This window comes from Bacillus sp. LK2, from assembly GCF_001043575.1.
Classification (GTDB): Bacteria; Bacillota; Bacilli; order Bacillales; family Bacillaceae_G; genus Bacillus_A; species Bacillus_A paramycoides.
In genome coordinates this window covers 1-3337 of the sequence record NZ_LDUK01000104.1, presented here as the reverse complement: position 1 = coordinate 3337, position 3337 = coordinate 1, and the positions used below count along the sequence as shown (strand labels likewise).

The 3337-nt window shown below is 31.8% G+C and carries 1 protein-coding gene; it reads right to left on the bottom strand.

The annotated features are described in order from the left end of the window. Positions 1-1369: 1369 nt before the first annotated feature. On the bottom strand, positions 1370-3337 hold a 1968-nt coding region (locus VK90_RS27285; RefSeq protein ID WP_048376742.1), incomplete at its 5' end, for a collagenase.

Genomic DNA, 3337 nt, shown 5'->3' with positions numbered 1-3337 from the left:
ATATCCCTTAAGTTGATGGGTGTGTGGTACTATCCCTTTAAGTGAATGTAAATAAATATTCAACAGTTTACATTCGTATTTATAATAAATAAAAAGCACTTTTTAATGTTTTAAAAGTGCTTTTAACTTGATGTTGATGTGACGGAACCTCAAGTATGTAGAAATTAAAAAAAGTCCCTTAATAATGTTAAAGGGACTTTGCTCACACAAATGATCTGCACATCAATTTATTTTTGATATACAGATCATTTGTATGATAATTTTATAAATAATTGCTAAATAATGAACTTACATAAATGTTTTTAGAAGGTCTTGAATTAATGGGATTGCTCCACCAATAAATTTTAAAACTGTCATTGCGATTTCCATATTATTTCCTCCTCTTGTTCGTATTAAGGTATGATAATTTTATAAATAATTGCTAAATAATGAACTTACATAAATGTTTTTAGAAGGTCTTGAATTAATGGGATTGCTCCACCAATAAATTTTAAAACTGTCATTGCGATTTCCATATTATTTCCTCCTCTTGTTCGTATTAAGCTATGATAATTTTATAGATAATTGCTAAATAATGAATTTACATAAATGCTTTTAAAAGTTCTTGAACGAATGGGATTGCTCCACCTATAAATTTTAAAACTGTCATTGCGATTTCCATATTATTTCCTCCTCTTTTTTGAGTATTAAGATGTGGTGAATCTTTATATTTTTATTATAGTAAGCGCTTACATTTATATCAATGTATTTTTATATGCAATATTGCATATGGGAGGCAACGAAATATCACGTTTTGGCATTAAGACATGTATTGGAAATTAATTATTCCCTATAACAAAAAAGAACTTGTAGAAGGACTACAAATTCTTTTTTGTTATAGGGCTAATGTTAATGGTTAAAAAATTTGAACAGATAGTAAGACCAAATCAATTTATCATCATAATTTTGATTTGAAGTTTTCGATTCTTGAATTTTTTATAACTATATTGGGAATGTTGATAATGGTATTTTATAGTGATGTGAAAAAAGCGATCATTAATGAATTTAAAATAAAAAGAAGACCGAACTAGATTGTTTTTTCTGGTTTGATCTTTTTTTTATTTTATTTTTGGCTTGGATTGTAGGTGAAAAAGAAAGGGGCAGAATCTGAATCCAGATTCTGCCCTATTCCTTAGTTGGTCATTACAGTTAAGATGGTTTACTCTCGACAAACATTGTTTTTTGAAATAAAAAACATATAGTTTTTACTTTTTTAGACTACCAAATGATAGTGAGTGTATACAAGACTTTATGCAAGATTGCATGAATAAACAAGGAATAGCAAAAGGCTCTTATTCATTACGATTCATCGTTATATAATTAAACGAATTTATTTTACTAATAATGAATATGTTCCCTTTCTATTTTCCTGATCAAAAAATGAAACTAAGTAATACTTCCCAGGTTTCGCTTCAAATTTCCCTTTTATATTATTTCCATCCGCTTGACCCGTAATAACAGGATTTCCTAAATCTGATTCATGATATACATCCCAGTTTATCCCAATTTCCTGTTCATCTATAACAGAAATATCTACTTCTTTTGGAGATGTGACATTGAATGTGTACATATACGCCATATTAGGTCTATCCATATTTCCTTTTGAAAGCTTATTAAAACTAAGTACCTTTGCCTCTTGATAGTTATGGCCTGCTGGCTCATCCTTTTTTACGGTAACCGTTGTTTGTCCTCGGCCCACTTTTCCTTTATTATCTTTCACTGTTAGCTTTGCAGTATATGTTCCCTCTTTACCATATACATGAGTAGGATTTGCTTCTGTACTTGTTGTACCATCCCCAAAATCCCAGAGATAAGAAACAATTTTTCCGCCTGTGCTTTCTGTACCATCGCTATGAAACTCAACTTTTTCATTCAATATCTCATTATACGGTCCATTCATATTTACTTTAATCGCCTGTTTTTCTTCTTCCCCTGTTGCAACACCATGGAATACAACATCGTACTCAAATTGATTGTTTGAGTTCACACGATAATTAACAAAATACGCTGTAACTGTTTTGTAACCGCTCCATTCTTTTTGCGCCAACTGTTCTAAAGATTGATTGATTTGCTTGCTCATCGCTTTCCAATCCTCAGATTCTCCTTTTGTTACACCGCCTGTATATGTTCCTTCTAATGTAAACGTATTAAAGAATTGAGAATTATGCTTTGTAATCGTTGCATCTTTTATTTTCGCTACATCTGTAATGTCTTTCTTTACATCAGCTAGTGGTTTTGGTGCATGTTCAGCTAAATAATCATCTGATACTTGTGGTGTATTATATGTACCCTGATTATCAATTAACTGCTTCATATAGTCTTGGTATCCTTTATTTAAATTTGGATCCTTACTTAAAGTTTCACGATATGCATCATAACCATTCACATCATTTGCGCGAATTAAATCTTGAATCTTATCGAACGTTTCAAATTGATGAGTATATAAGTAAGACTGCAGTGCAAAAGAATAATTATAAAAGTCCCATTTTTCGTTTCCTACTCCTTCTCCATATTTCGAAAATAATGTTCGTTCTGCTGTATAGCGTTTCGCAGGATCAGATGATAATCCGCTAATTATACTTTTGCGTGGAACAACATTATTCGTACGAGTAGATCCCGCAAAAAATTCTGCATTTCCTTCTTCAAACCAAGTCAATCGTTCATTTCGATACATTTCTCCTTGTCCCCATGATCCTGGAACTTCGTATCTTCCCTGTAAATAGTGTGTAAATTCATGACGGAACAATTCTTCCAAACTATAACGACTTTGCTCTGGTGTACGCTCAAATGTAAAGAACGTTCCGATTCCTTCAATATAAATTCCACCATTATTCGTGTCATATCCATATAGTTGGCTATTTCGTTTATATTCATCTGGATTATTATAAATTACCATTGTCAGTACATCATCAGCTTTCCCTGGTTCTAACGCTCCATCTTTTCCAATTACACGATGATACTGCGCTTTTACTTCTTTAGCAGCCCAATATAATCTCTTAACCTTTTCTTCCGTTACTTTATCTCCTGTTTTAAATACAATAGCACCGTCATCGAATGTATACGTTTTTGGTAAGTACTGCTTTTGCCCTTCTTCACGTATTTTCTTTAAATCTACTGTATTTCCATAATAATCTTTTCCACCATAGTTTGTTGAAATTTGCTCTACCGCATTAAAATAAGCTTCACTTAAACGCGGGTACATGTTCATTGCTTGTGTAAGTACTTCTAAAGGTTTATTTGGATTACTATGGAATTTCCCTAAACGACCAGTATAATACACACCATTATTAATTAACCA